The sequence below is a fragment of the uncultured Mediterranea sp. genome, assembly GCF_902493215.1.
In the GTDB taxonomy this organism is placed as follows: domain Bacteria; phylum Bacteroidota; class Bacteroidia; order Bacteroidales; family Bacteroidaceae; genus Bacteroides.
Map to the genome: position 1 here is coordinate 1 of NZ_CABUOL010000012.1, position 15,661 is coordinate 15,661.

Consider the following 15,661-nt stretch of genomic DNA (forward strand, 5'->3'; position numbering starts at 1 on the left):
GCAGCAGCCAAATCGGCTTTGCTGCCGAGTGTGGACTTGAGCCTTCAGGGCAGTTATACGGGCAACGCCTTCATGCTGTCGCGAGGCTTTTCGGGCAATGGAACGACCGATTACATTGTACCGGGCGTGGGAACTGTCCCCGTGGCAAACGGCAAGCAGGACACTCCCCATTGGGGAAACAGTTTTACGGCCCAGGTATCACAGGTTGTATATGCCGGCGGTGCTATCCGTTCGGGTATCCGAATGGCGGAACTGGGCAAGGAAATGGCGGAACTCGATGTAGAAAAAAACCGCCAGGAGGTACGTTTCTTGTTGACGGGTTATTATCTTGACCTCTGCAAGCTGGACAATCAGATAGAGGTGGTTCGCCAGAATATCGCACTGACGAAGAAGGAGATTGAGCAAATGAAAGCCCGTCGTGAGGAAGGTACAGTTTTGCAGAACGACATCACCCGCTATGAACTTCAGTTACAGAGTCTCGAACTCACACTGACAAAGCTCACCGATGCTTCTACCATCATCAACCATCAGTTGGTCACGACACTTCATTTACCGGAACAGACAGTTATAGCCCCCGATAAAAATGAACTTGACACCGAAATTAATGCGCTCTCGGCAATCGCGGCCCAAGAGACATGGCAGCAGACAGCAGCAGAAAACAACCTGGGCATCCGTCAGGCAACAGTTGCCACCAATCTGGCGGAACAGAAAGTGAAGCAGGTCAAAGCGGAATCATTGCCTTCGGTAGCCGTTGTGGCAGAGAATCAGCTCTATGGACCCTATACGCAAGACCTTATTCCGAAAGATTGCAATGTAAACGTGTGGTTTGTCGGGATAGGTGTAAAATTCAGCCTTGGCAGTCTCTGGAAGAATAAACACAATATCCGCAAGGCACGTATCGAACACCGGCAGTCGCAGGAAGCACTCGCCCTGGCACATGAAGAGGTGGAGAATGGAGTGCAGGCAAACTACACCAACTTGCTGACATCCTACACCGAGGTGAAGACACAGCAGAAGCAGGTGGAGCTTGCCAATCAGAATTACTCCGTGGTGCAAAACCGCTATCAGAATGATCTTGCACTCCTTACCGATATGGTTGATGCTTCCAACATGAAACTCTCTGCCGAAATGGCACTGGTCAATGCCCGAATCGGTATGCTTTATAACTTCTACAAACTCAAATACGTAACAAATACTTTATAATAATGGAAAAGAACAAGATATACGTTTATTTATATAATGCACTCATTGTGCTTTGCCTTCTGGGCGGAGCAGTTTATGTGTTCAGTCAGTTTATGCACTTCGGCAGTGGAGAATTTACCGACAATGCCCGTGTCCGCCAGAATATCGTGTCCCAGAGCAGCCGTGTACAAGGTTTTATCCGTGAGGTGCGCTTTACCGATTTCCAGCAGGTAAAGAAGGGAGACACACTCGTTATCATCGAGGATGCAGAATTCCGTCTGCGGCTGGCTCAGGCCGAAACAGACCTTCTCCGTGCGGAACAGGGCTCGAAGGGGACGGCAAGCAGCATCGTCACCACCAGAACAAGCATGACCGTTACCGAGGCAGGTATCGAATCGGCACGTGCGCAGATGGAGAATGCCATGCGTGAGGACAACCGTTTCAAGAACCTACTCAGTCTGGATGCCGTCACCCCACAACAATATGACAAGGTACATACGGCTTATCTGAGTGCCAAGGCTACCTATGAACAGGCGGTTCGTTCACGCCAGATGCAGTCGGCCGTTGTAGCCGAACAGGGACATCATCTTTCTGCTTCGGAGCAGGGAATCGAACTGGCCCGCCGTGCTGTCGACCTTGCCCGCCTTAATCTTTCTTATTGCTACATCATTGCCACTTGCGACGGTACTGTCGGCACGAAGGATATCCATGCAGGACAACTTGTCAATCCGGGTCAGACACTGATGAGTATCGTCGACAAGGATGAACGTTGGATTGAGGCGAACTACAAGGAAAGTCAGTTGCCGCATATCAAGGTGGGCAATAAGGTGGAGATTACAGCTGATGCCGTTCCGGGGGTGGAATATACGGGCACGGTGGAACGTATTTCCGATGCTACCGGCAGTGCCTTCTCACTGATTCCTATCGACAATGCCACCGGCAATTTTGTGAAGGTAGAACAGCGTGTTACCGTACGCATCAAGCTCGACACCGACCGTAATGTCACCAAGCTAAAGGGTGGTTATAATGTGGAATGTATCGTTAAGGAGTAATGCGCAATGGGACAATTAACTGAATTTTTTATGAAGAGTGCCGGCGGTCCTCCTCCCGGCATGGGCTTTTCCATGCCGATGATGAAAGGATGGGTACCTCGCCGTATCCAGCCCTGGCTGTACGTGCTGACCGCCCTTTGCTTTCAGTTCAGCGGGGGCGTTTACCTCGGTGCACTGGATGGTATCCGCGGCACCACCAACTTCATGATTGAGGATGTACTCTTCCTGCTTTATGCCACCCTTGCGGGCATGGCCGTGTATTTCCCTATGCTCTTCCGCATGAAGTTCCGTTTCACCAACCAGCAGTTGCTTTGCAGTTCTGCCATTGTTCTTGGCGTATGCAATGTGCTGACAATGCATTGCCAGTCGATGCCAGTACTGACGGTAGTGTGCTTCATTGCCGGAATGGCCAAGATACAAGGAACGTTCGAGTGTATGAGCAACATCCAGCTTTGGATTACGCCCCGGCGCGATTTTGCAGTCTTCTTTCCCGTACTTCACATTATCCTGCTCACAGCGATTGAAGGTAGCGGATGGCTGGCAGCCTGGTTCGGACATCATTTCACCTGGCAGATGATGCACGTCTTCACTATAGGTACCATGCTGTTCGTGCTGCTTACGCAAACCGTCTTCTGCCGCCCGTTCTGTCCCATGCCCCAGCGGCTGTCACTCAAGGGAATTGACTTTCAGGGAGCGTTGCTCATCTGCGGACTGATGCTGGTGGTGTCGTACATCGTGGTGTACGGCGACTATTTCATGTGGTTGGACACGTTCCACATCCGCCTCCTGACAGGTATTGCCATTGTGCTTTCCGGCATCGTGCTCTACCGTCTGCACTACTACCGCTACCCATACGTCGAGCTGAGTCTTTTCACACGACGCAACGTTGTTCCCATTCTCATTGTTACTTTCTTTGCCGAACTTGCCTTCGGTGCTGAACACACAATGGAAGAGATACTTTACAGTGAAGTCATCCGGCTGGATGAACTCACCAAAGAGGCGCAGTATATGTGGGTGCTTCCCGGTATGTACGCCGGCATCCTGCTGGACCTCTATTGGCTGAAAGTCAGGAAATGGAAGATATGGAAACTCTTCGGAACCGCTTTTATCTGCATTGCGTTCTATGGCATGTTGATGTACTTCACGCTGGACATGAATGCCAACATCGAGCAGTACCGGCTTGCCATATTCCTGCGGGGATTTGCCTATGCCATACTTGCCCCCGCGTTGATGTGGGCCTTAGACGAATCGGTACCCAGCCTTGAACAGTTTTTCATGGGCCTGTTCGTGTTCAACATCCTACATATGTATCTGGCCGGGGCGGCTGGCTATGGCATTTATACCACCATCTTCTCGCACTTTATGAACGAAAACATGATGAGCTACGGACAGCAACTCACCCTTACCCACCTGGATATGGCGCACTTTGATTTCGGCGGGTACATCGGACACGACTTCCTGCACTCCATGATGATGGTGGCTATAAAACAGGTATACGGCTATGTCATCTGGTTTGCCCTGGCGCTTGCAGCCCTCTTCCTGCTGTGCGACATCCCCACTGTCCGTACAAATATCCGGAAAGTGCCACGCTGGCCGGTTTATGCCATCGAGTATCTGGCAAGGAGGAAGTAAGAGGCTATGCACTATATGGCATTCCCGACATGGGCGACATCAACAGTCGCAAGGGACGGCCATTGAAATCATCCGTAAACAAAGAGGCTGCATCAAAATAGAGGTATCTGAAACTCTCCTCCTTCTGGAAGGAGGGGAGTTAAAATAGCCTCACTTCATTTTGATGCAGCCTCTTATGCAATCGAGCCTAAATCCGTTACCTGCTTATTTATATTCCGCCCACGACTTGATGCGCAGGTCGTCGACCGACATCGTGCAGAAGGCATTGATGAAGGCGCTGGCCAGACGGGCGTTGGTGATGAGCGGGATGTTGAGGTCGATGGCCGCACGGCGTATCTTGTAGCCGTTGCTCAGCTCGCCCGCCGTCAGGTTCTTGGGGATATTGACCACCATGTCGATTTCCTTCTTGTGGAGCATGTCGAGCGCCTGGGGCTGGCCGTCCTCGCTGGGCCAGTAGACGCGGGTGTTCTCCACGCCGTTCTCGGTGAGGAACTTCGACGTGCCGCCCGTGGCGAAGAGCTTGTAGCCCTTGCGCTGCAGCTGACGGGCCGCCTGAAGCATGTCCACCTTCTGCTTTGTGGAACCGGTGGACAGCAGGATGTTCTGCTTCGGGATGCGGTAGCCCACGGAGAGCATGGCCTTGAGCACGGCACACGAGGTGTCGTCGCCGATGCAGCCCACCTCGCCCGTAGAGGCCATGTCGACGCCCAGCACGGGGTCGGCCTTCTGCAGGCGGTTGAAGGAGAACTGCGAGGCCTTGATGCCCACGTAGTCCAGATCGAAGAGGTTCTTGTCCGGCTTCTCCACGGGGATGCCCAGCATGACCTTCGTGGCCAGCTCGATGAAGTTGAGCTTCAGCACCTTGCTGACGAAGGGGAACGAGCGGGAGGCGCGGAGGTTGCACTCGATGACCTTGATGTCGTTGTCGCGCGCCAGGAACTGGATGTTGAAGGGTCCGGAGATGTTCAGCTCCTTGGCTATCTCGCGGCTGATGCGCTTGATGCGGCGCACGGTCTCCACGTAGAGCTTCTGCGGCGGGAACTGGATGGTGGCGTCACCCGAGTGCACGCCGGCAAACTCGATGTGCTCGGAGATGGCGTAGGCGATGATTTCGCCGTTCTGTGCCACGGCATCCATCTCCACCTCCTTGGCGTGCTCGATGAACTGGCTCACCACCACGGGGTGTTTCTTCGATACGTTGGCCGCCAGCTGGAGGAAGCGCTCCAGCTCTTCCTGGTTGGAGCAGACGTTCATGGCGGCACCGCTCAGCACGTAGCTGGGACGGACGAGCACGGGGAAGCCTACCTTCTGGATGAAGGCATTGATGTCTTCCATCGACGTCAGCGCACTCCACTCGGGCTGGTCCACGCCGATGCGGTCGAGCATGGCGGAGAACTTGTCGCGGTCTTCGGCATTGTCGATGCTCTTGGCAGAAGTGCCGAGGATGCGGACCTGCTGCGCGTCGAGGCGCAGGGCCAGGTTGTTCGGTATCTGACCGCCGGTAGAGACAATGACGCCGTGCGGGTTCTCCAGGTCGAGGATGTCCATGACACGCTCGAAGGTGAGCTCGTCGAAGTAGAGGCGGTCGCACATGTCGTAGTCGGTGGAGACGGTCTCGGGGTTGTAGTTAATCATCACACTGCGATAACCCTCCTTGCGGATGGTGTTCAGGGCCTGCACGCCGCACCAGTCGAACTCCACGCTGGAGCCGATGCGGTAGGCGCCCGAACCGAGGACGACGATGCTGCGATGGTCGCCCAGGTAGCGGACGTCGTTGGCCGTGCCGCTGTACGTCAGGTACAGGTAGTTGGTCTGCGCCGGATATTCGGCGGCCAGCGTGTCTATCTGCTTCACCACGGGCACGATGCCGCGCTCCTTGCGGTGGCGGCGCAGGGTGACGATGGCGTCTTCCATCTCGCCCTCCATGCCGATGGCGCGGGCCACCTGGAAGTCGGAGAAGCCCTGACGCTTGGCCTTGCGCAGCAGGTCGTCCGGCAGGTCGGCGAGCAGCTTGTGGTTGCCCGCCCACTCGTGCAGCTCCTTGGAGGTGCGCATGATGTTCATCAGCTTCTCCAGGAACCAGCGGTCAATCTTGGTCAGCTCGTGCACCTGATCCACGGTGTAGCCGGCGCGGAAGGCTTTCGAGATGACGAAGATGCGCTTGTCCGTCGGCTCGCGCAGGGCCTTGTCGATGTCGGGGATGACCAGCTCCTTGTTCTCCACGAAGCCGTGCATGCCCTGGCCAATCATGCGCAGGCCCTTCTGGATGGCTTCCTCGAAGGTGCGGCCGATGGCCATGACCTCGCCAACGGACTTCATCGAGGAGCCCAGCTCCTTGTCCACGCCGTGGAACTTGCCGAGGTCCCAGCGCGGTATCTTGCACACCACGTAGTCCAGCGCGGGCTCGAAGAAGGCCGAGGTGGTGCGGGTGACGGAATTCTTCAGGTCGAACAGGCCGTAGCCCAGGCCCAGCTTGGCGGCCACGAAGGCCAGCGGATAGCCCGTGGCCTTGGATGCCAGTGCCGACGAGCGGCTGAGGCGGGCGTTGACCTCGATGACGCGGTAGTCTTCGGACTGGGGGTCGTAGGCATACTGCACGTTGCACTCGCCCACGATGCCGATGTGGCGGATGATGCGGATGGCCAGCTCGCGCAGCTTATGGTAGTCGGTGTTCGACAGTGTCTGGCTGGGGGCGATGACGATGGACTCGCCCGTGTGGATGCCCAGCGGGTCGAAGTTCTCCATGTTGCAGACGGTGATGCAGTTGTCGAAGCGGTCGCGCACCACCTCGTACTCCACTTCCTTCCAGCCGCGGAGGCTCTTCTCGACGAGCACCTGGGGCGAGAAGGAGAAGGCCTTCTCTACCAGCACGTTCAGCTCCTCCTCGTTATCGCAGAAGCCCGAGCCCAGTCCGCCCAGCGCATAGGCAGCGCGGACGATGACGGGATAGCCCAGCGCGGCGGCGGCGCGGCGGGCGTCTTCGGCGTTCTCCACGGCCTCGCTCTTGATGGTCTTCACGCCGATTTCATTCAGCTTCCCGACGAACAGCTCGCGGTCTTCCGTGTCGATGATGGCCTGCACGGGGGTGCCCAGCACCTGGACGCCGTACCGCTCGAGCACGCCTTCCTTGTAGAGGGCCACGCCGCAATTCAGCGCCGTCTGCCCGCCGAAGGCCAGCATGATGCCGTCCGGCCGCTCCTTCTCGATGACCTTCTCGACGAAGTAGGGGGTGACGGGCAGGAAGTAAATCTGGTCGGCCACGCCCTCCGAGGTCTGCACGGTGGCGATGTTGGGGTTGATGAGGACGGTCTGGATGCCCTCTTCCTTGAGGGCCTTGAGTGCCTGCGAACCGGAGTAGTCGAACTCGCCGGCCTCGCCTATCTTCAGCGCGCCGCTTCCGAGCAGCAGGACTTTGCGTATGTTACTTTCTTTCATTGTCTTCTATTTTTTAAGATTCGATATGCCGGTACACGGGCGGCCGGCTTCCGCCTTGCGGGAGGTGGCCTCCCGATTTGCAAAAGGTAACCTTTTGAAGTGCAAAAGGTGGCCTTTTGGAGTACAAAAGGTGGCCTTTCGGAATGCAAAAGGTGGCCTTTTGCGCGGAGCGGGTCCAGCTCCCCGTCAGAGCAGGCGGACGAACTCGTCGAAGAGGAACTCCGTGTCCGTGGGTCCCGAAGCAGCTTCGGGGTGGAACTGGGCGGAGAACCAGGGGTTACGCTTGTGGCGGATGCCCTCGTTGGAGCCGTCGTTCATGTTGACGAACAGCGGTTCCCAGTCGGCGCCCAGCGTGTTGTTGTCCACCGCGTAGCCATGGTTCTGGCTGGTGATGAAGCAGCGGTCCGTGCCCACCATGCGCACGGGCTGGTTGTGGCTGCGGTGTCCGTACTTCAGCTTGTATATCCGCGCGCCTCCGGCCTTGGAGAGGAGCTGGTTGCCCATGCAGATGCCGAAGATGGGGAGCTTTTCATTGGCCATAGCTTTACGGATGTTCTGCACGGCGGCGTCGCACGTGTCGGGGTCGCCCGGCCCGTTGGAGATAAAGAGGCCGTCGAACTGCAGCCCGTTGAAGTCGTAGTCCCAGGGCACGCGGATGACCTCTACGCCGCGGCGCAGGAGGCAGCGCAGGATGTTGGTCTTGACGCCGCAATCCACGAGGACGACCTTCTTGAGTGGAGAGTTGAGAGTGGAGAGTTGAGAGTTGAGTTCTTCCTTCGGGGTGGAGACGGGGAAGGTCTTGCTCTCCCCTGCGGCGTAGACGATGATGTCCTTGCAGGAGACGCGGTCCACGTAGTTCACCTCTCCGTAATTATCCATTTTCCATTCTCCATTATCCATTGCGTCGTCGAAGACGATGCGCCCCATCATGACGCCATGCTCGCGCAGCACCTTGGTCAGCTCGCGGGTGTCGATGCCCGTGATGCCGGGCACGTGTTCGCGCTTCAGCCAGTCGGCCAGGCTCTCCACGGCGTTCCAGTGGCTGTAGTTCTCGGAGTAGTCGCTCACGATGATGGCCTCGGCGTGGATGCGCCCGCTCTCCATGAAGGTGGGCAGTCCGTTGCCTTCGATGCTGAAGGGCGGCACGCCGTAGTTGCCCACCAGCGGGTAGGTCAGGGTCATCAACTGGCCGGCATACGAGGGGTCCGTCAGGCTCTCGGGATATCCCGTCATGGCCGTATTGAACACCACCTCGCCTGCTACCGGCTTTTCATAACCGAACGACTGGCCGCTGAAGCGGGTGCCGTCGTCGAGGATAAGGGTTACGTTTCTCATATCTGTCTGTTGTCTATACTTGAATTCCTTACTTACAATTATCAATTATCAATTATCCATTAGAACTGATAGATCTGCTCGATGTAGTCGATGAAGGCCTTGTTGAGCAGCTTCACGCCGCCGGGCGTGGGATAGTTGCCGCTGAAGTACCAGTCGCCCGGATGGTTGGGGCAGGCCTCGTGCAGCCCTTCGAGGGGCTGGTAGACAATCTGCACCTTGGCACGGACGCTCTCGGGCTTGAGCAGCTCCACCATCTTGGCCGCTATCTCGTCGTCGGTAAAGGGGGCGTAGATGTCCTTCACGTAGTTCACCATCTGTTCCTTGGGCAGGTCGGCCTGCGCCTTGGCCTTGCGGTAGGCGGCGGCGATGACGTCCTTCATGTCGCGGTCGCGCAGCAGCTCGATGGCGGCACGGAAGGCGATGAACTCGCTCATGCGCGACATGTCGATGCCGTAGTAGTCGGGGTAGCGCACCTGCGGCGACGAGCTGACGATGACAATCTTCTTCGGGTTCAGGCGGTCCAGGATGCCGATGATGCTCTGCCGCAGCGTGGTGCCTCGCACGATGGAGTCGTCGATGATGACGAGGTTGTCCACGCCCGCCTCCAGGCTGCCGTAGGTGATGTCGTAGACGTGTGCGGCCAGGTCGTTGCGCGTGTTGCCCTCGGCAATGAACGTGCGCAGCTTGATGTCCTTGATGGCCACCTTCTCGCTGCGGATGCGGCGCGAGAGGATACGCTCCAGCTCGTCGTGGCTGGGGTTGTGGCCCAGGGCGGCTATCTGTTTCACCTTCTCCTCGTTCAGGTACTCGTCCAGCCCCTGAAGCATACCGTAGAAGGCCACTTCGGCCGTGTTGGGGATAAAGGAGAAGACGGTGTGGTCGATGTCGTAGTTGACGGCCTTCAGGATGCTGGGCACCAGTTTCTCGCCCAGCAGCTTGCGTTCGCGGTAGATGTCCATGTCGCTGCCGCGGCTGAAGTAGATGCGTTCGAAGGAACAGGGACGCAGCTCGCGCGGCTTGTTGATCTGCACCGTGCGCAGGCGTCCCGCCTTGCTGATGAAGACGGCCTGTCCCGGCTGCAGTTCGCGGATGCCGGCGGCAGGCACGTTGAGCACGGTCTGTATCACGGGACGCTCGCTGGCCAGCACAGCTATCTCGTCGTCCTGATACCAGAAGGCGGTGCGGATGCCCCACGGGTCGCGCACGGCGAAGCTCTCGCCGCTGCCCGTCAGGCCGCACATCACGTAGCCTCCGTCCCACTCCCGGCTCGACGTGCGCAGCACGTTGGCCAGGTCTATATGTTCTTCTATATAATGGGTGATGTCCATGCCCGTCAGTCCTTCGGCCTCGGCCAGGTTGAAGAGGCGTTCCACCTCGCGGTCCAGGCGGTGGCCCACCTGCTCGAGCATGATATAGGTATCGGCATACTTGCGGGGATGCTGCCCCATGGCGGTGATGCGGGCAAAGATTTCGTCCACGTTGGTCAGATTGAAGTTGCCGCAGAGAGCCAGGTTCTTGGCCCGCCAGTTGTTGCGGCGCAGGAAGGGGTGCACATACGTCAGGCCGGACTTGCCGGTAGTGGAGTAGCGCAGGTGGCCCATATAAACCTCACCGGCAAAGGGAAGGCATTTCTCGGCATAGCCGGCATCGGCCAGCTGCTCGGGCGTCAGGTCCTTGAAGTGGCTCTGCACGGTGGAAAAGATCTCGGTGATGGCTCCCGAACCCAAGGCACGCTCGCGGAACATGTATTCCTCGCCGGGATTGGCGGCCAGCTTGACACAGGCCAGTCCGGCTCCCTCCTGTCCGCGGTTGTGCTGCTTCTCCATCAACAAATAGAGCTTGTTGAGCCCGTACATCCACGTGCCATACTTCTTTTGATAATAGTCGAGCGGCTTGAGAAGGCGTATCATCGCCACGCCGCATTCATGTTTTAGTGGTTCCATATCGCTATCTGGATTGTTCTGTTGTCTTTTCCTGAATTCGGTTGCAAAGATAACGCTATTTTCAGACATATTGTCACGCTTTAATTGATTAATTCATCATATTTACACAAAACAGGCGGATATTCTATCAATATTGATCCCATTTATTATTCTTGCAGCCACTACAAACTTTCAATTTATAACATTTATCAATAAATATATTACAAATAAAAACAATACAGCATATATTCAGTTTCAATATAAAACAAGACGGCATCCGGCAGAATATTTGTCGGAACAAAGAGCGGAAACAGAAACGCAAATAGAAAGAATAATGCCTATATTTGCAATCAAATAGACACAATTAACAAGATTATAACATAAATACGAAAGATATAATGACAAATCAAGAGCATTTAAACAAATCACCCAAGAACATTCTGAAAGGAACCGATTACCGACAGCACGGATTGTACGCACCAGCCTACGAACACGATGCCTGCGGTGTGGGAATGATTGTCAACCTGAACGGCAGCAAATCGCACGAACTGGTGGATTCTGCCCTGCGGGTGCTGGAAAACATGAAGCACCGCGGAGCGGAAGGAGCCGACAACAAGACCGGCGACGGCGCCGGCATCATGGTACAGATACCCCACGAATTCATCCTGCTGCAAGGCATCCCGGTACCCGAGAAAGGCAAGTATGGTACCGGCCTCATCTTCCTGCCCAAAGATCCGAAAGAACAGGAACACATCCTGAGCATCGTCATCGAGGAGATAGAACGTGAAGGGCTCACCTTGATGCACCTGCGCGCCGTGCCGGTAAATCCGGATGTCCTGGGACAGAGCGCACGCGAGACGGAACCGGATATCAAGCAGGTGTTCATCACCGGAACCACCCAACCGGAAAATCTGGAACGTACGCTCTACATCATCCGCAAGAAGATAGAGCGGCGCATTCACCACAAGGATTTCTACATCGTGTCCCTGTCCAGCCGCACCATTATATATAAAGGTATGCTGTCGTCCACCCAGGTGAGGACATACTTCAGCGACCTGACACAGCCCTACTTCACCAGCGGACTGGCTATCGTCCACTCGCGCTTCAGCACCAACACCTTCCCCACATGGAGCCTGGCCCAGCCCTTCCGCCTGCTGGCCCACAACGGCGAAATCAATACCATCCGAGGCAACCGCGGATGGATGGAAGCCCGCGAAAGCGTACTTTCTACCCCTACACTGGGTAATGTGAAAGATATCCGTCCCATTGTCCAACCGGACATGAGCGACTCGGCCTCGCTGGACAACGTACTGGAATTCTTCGTCATGTCCGGCCTGAGCCTGCCGCACGCCATGGCGATGTTGGTGCCCGAGTCGTTCAACGACAAGAATCCCATCAGTGAAGACCTGAAGGCCTTCTACGAATACCATTCCATCCTGATGGAGCCCTGGGACGGCCCGGCCGCCCTGCTCTTCAGTGACGGGCGCTATGCAGGCGGTATGCTGGACCGCAATGGTCTGCGCCCCGCCCGCTACCTCATCACGCACGACGGCATGATGGTAGTGGCCAGCGAAGCAGGTGTCATCAGCTTCGAAGCCGAAAAAATCAAGGAAAAAGGACGGCTGCAACCGGGCAAAATTCTGATGGTGGACACCGAGGAGGGACGCATCTATTACGACGGCGAGCTGAAGGAACAATTGGCAGCCGCCAAGCCCTATCGTCAATGGCTTTCGGCCAACCGTATCGAACTGGATGCCCTGAAGAGCGGACGCAAGGTAGCCAATACCGTGGACGACTACAACCGGCGTCTGCGCGCTTTCGGCTATACTTGCGAAGACGTGGAGCGCATCCTCGTGCCCATGTGCAGCAACGGCGTGGAGCCTACGGCCTCCATGGGTAACGACACGCCTTTGGCTGTGTTGAGCGACCAGCCACAACTGCTGTTCAACTACTTCCGCCAGCAGTTTGCCCAAGTGACAAACCCTCCCATCGACCCCATCCGCGAGGAACTGGTGATGTCGCTCACGGAGTACATCGGTGCCGTAGGCATGAACATCCTGCTGCCCAGCGAGACGCACTGCAAGATGGTGCGTCTGCCCCATCCCATCCTGAACAATACGCAGCTGGACATCCTCTGCAACATCCGCTACAAAGGCTTCAACACCGTGAAGCTGCCCATGCTTTTTGAAGCTGCACGAGGCAAAGCAGGCCTCCAAGAAGCAATTGACCGCTTGTGTAAGAGTGCCGAACAGGCCGTGACGGACGGTGCCAACTACATCATTCTGTCTGACCGCGGCATCGACACCCGGCAGGCAGCCATCCCCTCGCTACTGGCCATCAGCGCCGTACACCATCACCTCATCAGCGTGCAGAAGCGTGTACAGACAGCTCTTATCGTGGAGAGCGGCGAGATACGCGAAGTGATGCACGCCGCCCTGCTGCTGGGCTACGGTGCCAGCGCCATCTGCCCCTACATGGCTTATGCCGTGCTGGACGACCTGGTGAAGAAGGGCGAGGTACAGATGAACTACGAGACAGCGGAGAAGAACTACATCAAGGCCATCTGCAAAGGACTTTACAAAATCATGAGCAAGATGGGTATCAGCACCATCCGCTCCTACCGCGGTGCCAAGATATTCGAGGCGGTGGGTCTGAGCGAGGAACTGCTCAAAGGCTACTTCGGAACCTCCACCTCCACCATCGGCGGCATCCGTCTGGAAGAGATTGCCAAAGACTACATCACCTTCCACAACAACGGCTTCACACCCGCAACGACAGATCCGCTCCTGCCTTATATCGGACAAATGTCCTATCGCAAAGACGGAGAACACCACGCCTGGAATCCGGAAACTATCAGCGCCCTGCAATTGGCCACCCGCACAGGCAGCTACAAGAAGTTCAAGGAATTTACCCGTGCTGTAGACGAAAAGCAGAGTCCCATCTTCCTGCGCGATTTCTTCGGCTTCCGCCGCAACCCGATTGACGTCGAACAGGTGGAGCCGGTGGAAAGCATCGTGAAACATTTCGTTACGGGCGCCATCTCGTTCGGTGCCATCAGCAAAGAGGCACACGAAGCACTGGCACTGGCCATGAACGAACTGGGCGCACGCAGCAACACGGGCGAAGGTGGCGAGGACAGCACGCGTTTCCACGACACGATGGACGGCATCAGCCTCTCCAGCAAGACGAAGCAGGTGGCATCGGGACGTTTCGGCGTGACGGCAGAGTATCTGGTAAACGCTGAGGAAATACAGATCAAGGTGGCCCAGGGTGCCAAGCCGGGTGAAGGCGGACAGCTGCCGGGCTTCAAGGTAGACAAGGTCATTGCCCGCACACGCCACTCCATTCCGGGTATATCGCTTATCTCACCCCCACCTCATCACGATATCTATTCCATCGAAGACTTGGCACAGCTCATCTTCGATCTGAAGAACGTGAACCCGCGCGCTGCCATCAGTGTGAAACTGGTAGCCGAAAGTGGTGTAGGTACCATCGCCGCCGGTGTGGCCAAGGCGAAGGCCGACCTCATCGTCATCTCGGGTGCCGAGGGAGGTACGGGTGCATCACCGGCCTCGTCCATACGCTATGCGGGAATCTCACCGGAAATAGGTCTGAGCGAAACACAGCAGACACTGGTACTGAACGGCCTGCGCGGACAGGTACGCCTGCAGACCGACGGCCAGTTGAAGACCGGCCGCGACATCATCAGCATGGCCCTGCTGGGTGCCGAGGAATTTGCTTTCGGCACCACAGCCCTCATCGTACTGGGCTGCGTAATGATGCGCAAATGTCATTCAAACACCTGCCCTGTGGGTGTGGCAACCCAAGACCCCAAGCTGCGGGCCCACTTCCGCGGACACTACAAATACGTTGTAAATTACTTCCGCTTCCTGGCACAGGAAGTACGCGAGTATCTGGCTGATATGGGCTTCACCCGTCTGGAGGATATCGTGGGCCGTACCGACCTCATCGAACTGCATCCCGCTGCCAAAGGCACGAAAGCCAGCCTGCTGGATTTCAGCCGCATGCTATGCCATGTAGGTAGCAACGCCGCCCTGCACCATTGTACCGAACAGCAGCACGACATCGCCCACGTGAAGGACGTGGAGATACTGGTAGCTGCCGCGCCCGCCCTGGAAAGCCGCCGCGAAGTGTCGCTGGAATATGCCATCGGTAATACCGACCGCGCTGTAGGTGCCATGTTATCAGGAGCCGTAGCCACCCGGTATGGTAACGATGGCCTGCCCGACGGTACCATCAGCGTGAAGTTCAAGGGGTCGGCCGGACAGAGCTTTGGCGCCTTCCTGGCCCACGGAATCAGTTTCAAGCTGGAAGGTGAAGCCAACGACTATCTGGGCAAGGGCCTGAGCGGAGGACACATCGCTGTGTTACCACCCGTACGCAGTAACTTTGCCGCCGAACAGAATACCATCGCAGGCAATACTCTGCTCTATGGAGCCACCAGCGGTGAAGTCTATATCAACGGACGGGCAGGTGAACGCTTTGCCGTGCGTAACTCGGGAGCCATTGCTGTCGTCGAGGGTGTGGGCGACCACTGCTGCGAGTACATGACTGGAGGCCGCGTCGTGGTGCTTGGACAAACGGGACGCAACTTTGCCGCAGGTATGAGCGGCGGTGTGGCCTACGTATGGGACCCGAAAGGAACCTTCGACTACTTCTGCAATATGGATATGGTGGAACTATCGTTGCTCGAAGATTCCACTGCCCGTAAGGAATTGCACGAACTTATCCGCCAGCACTATCTCTACACCGGCTCGGCCTTGGCCCGCACCATGCTAGACAACTGGCCGCGCTACGTAGAAGAATTCATCCAGGTAACACCTATTGAATACAAGAAGGTATTGGCCGAGGAACAGATGCGCAAGCTGCAACAGAAGATTGCAGAGGTACAGAGAGATTATTAAATAACAAAGGAGTTAGAGAAGTTAAAGAAGTTAGAGAAGTTAAAAGCCAATACTTTTGTCAGTGTTTTTCCCCCTCAACCGCAAAACTATCGGCTTTAACTTCTATAACTTCTAACGAAGTGATAACTCCTCTAACTTCCTCAACCACGAATGAAGTGATAACTTCCTATTAAAATCA

7 protein-coding genes are annotated in these 15,661 nt (G+C 56.4%); 4 read left to right on the forward strand and 3 right to left on the reverse strand.

Translation table 11 applies throughout. The annotated features are described in order from the left end of the window. The 3 genes from RDO88_RS08500 to RDO88_RS08510 all read left to right on the forward strand — a co-directional run. Nucleotides 1–1,203: TolC family protein (locus tag RDO88_RS08500; RefSeq protein ID WP_307758966.1), on the forward strand; the 1,203-nt coding region annotated here is incomplete at its 5' end. A 2-nt stretch (nt 1,204–1,205) separates the two neighbouring features. Continuing rightward, nucleotides 1,206–2,234, forward strand: a complete 1,029-nt coding sequence (locus RDO88_RS08505) for an efflux RND transporter periplasmic adaptor subunit (RefSeq protein ID WP_307758967.1) — start codon at nt 1,206–1,208, stop codon at nt 2,232–2,234. 6 nt (nt 2,235–2,240) lie between these two features. Then, a complete protein-coding gene (locus RDO88_RS08510; protein WP_307758968.1) occupies nt 2,241–3,866 on the forward strand; it encodes a hypothetical protein in 1,626 nt (541 codons plus the stop codon). Between the two features lie 204 nt (nt 3,867–4,070). On the opposite strand, the gene carB is transcribed toward RDO88_RS08510, so the two are convergent. From carB to RDO88_RS08525, 3 genes are all read right to left on the reverse strand, one after another. Next, nucleotides 4,071–7,301 carry a carbamoyl-phosphate synthase (glutamine-hydrolyzing) large subunit gene (gene carB, locus RDO88_RS08515; RefSeq protein ID WP_307758969.1) on the reverse strand — a complete coding sequence of 1,077 codons (3,231 nt, stop codon included), beginning with the start codon at nt 7,299–7,301 and terminating at the stop codon, nt 4,071–4,073. 186 nt (nt 7,302–7,487) lie between these two features. After that, on the reverse strand, nt 7,488–8,636 hold the full coding sequence (gene carA, locus RDO88_RS08520; protein ID WP_307758970.1) for a glutamine-hydrolyzing carbamoyl-phosphate synthase small subunit: 1,149 nt from the start codon (nt 8,634–8,636) through the stop codon (nt 7,488–7,490). Nucleotides 8,637–8,695: 59 nt separating this feature from the next. Further along, the gene (locus tag RDO88_RS08525; protein ID WP_307758971.1) at nt 8,696–10,579 is read right to left on the reverse strand and encodes an amidophosphoribosyltransferase; all 1,884 of its coding nucleotides are present in this window, start codon (nt 10,577–10,579) and stop codon (nt 8,696–8,698) included. A 377-nt stretch (nt 10,580–10,956) separates the two neighbouring features. Here RDO88_RS08525 and gltB point away from each other — a divergent pair, with 377 nt between their 5' ends. Continuing rightward, nucleotides 10,957–15,483: a glutamate synthase large subunit gene (gene gltB, locus RDO88_RS08530; protein ID WP_307758972.1), complete on the forward strand. Its 4,527-nt coding sequence runs from the start codon at nt 10,957–10,959 to the stop codon at nt 15,481–15,483. The last annotated feature ends 178 nt before the right edge of the window (nt 15,484–15,661 follow it).

Coding starts and splice junctions, on each gene's coding strand:
- RDO88_RS08505 (WP_307758967.1), top strand. CDS start 1,206: ATGGAAAAGAACAAGATATACGTTTATTTATATAATGCACTCATTGTG.
- RDO88_RS08510 (WP_307758968.1), top strand. CDS start 2,241: ATGGGACAATTAACTGAATTTTTTATGAAGAGTGCCGGCGGTCCTCCT.
- carB (WP_307758969.1), bottom strand. CDS start 7,301: ATGAAAGAAAGTAACATACGCAAAGTCCTGCTGCTCGGAAGCGGCGCG.
- carA (WP_307758970.1), bottom strand. CDS start 8,636: ATGAGAAACGTAACCCTTATCCTCGACGACGGCACCCGCTTCAGCGGC.
- RDO88_RS08525 (WP_307758971.1), bottom strand. CDS start 10,579: ATGGAACCACTAAAACATGAATGCGGCGTGGCGATGATACGCCTTCTC.
- gltB (WP_307758972.1), top strand. CDS start 10,957: ATGACAAATCAAGAGCATTTAAACAAATCACCCAAGAACATTCTGAAA.